The 211-nt window shown below is 40.3% G+C and carries 1 pseudogene; it reads right to left on the bottom strand.

From position 1 onward, the window contains the following. Window positions 1-211, bottom strand: a pseudogene (locus tag V6260_RS19320) (glutathione peroxidase); the annotation flags it as partial.

Raw genomic sequence — 211 nt, 5'->3', positions numbered from 1 at the left:
CTATTACTTGTATAAGTGTTTCGGGCTTAGTACGCGGTGCATAGCGAGCAACAAGTTGCCCTTGTGAGTAAATTAAAAACTTAGTGAAATTCCACTTAATAGCACGGTTTTGCGAAATACCCCGAGTATGCGATTTTAAATAATTAAACAATGGGTGCGATTCTGGCCCGTTTACCATTACCTTGCCTAATACCTCGTTTGAGGTATTTGG

Origin of the sequence: Pseudoalteromonas aliena (assembly GCF_038155085.1) — a bacterium.
Classification (GTDB): Bacteria; Pseudomonadota; Gammaproteobacteria; order Enterobacterales; family Alteromonadaceae; genus Pseudoalteromonas; species Pseudoalteromonas aliena_A.
The sequence above is the reverse complement of the archived record's forward strand: the minus strand, read 5'-3'. Positions and strand labels throughout refer to the sequence as shown.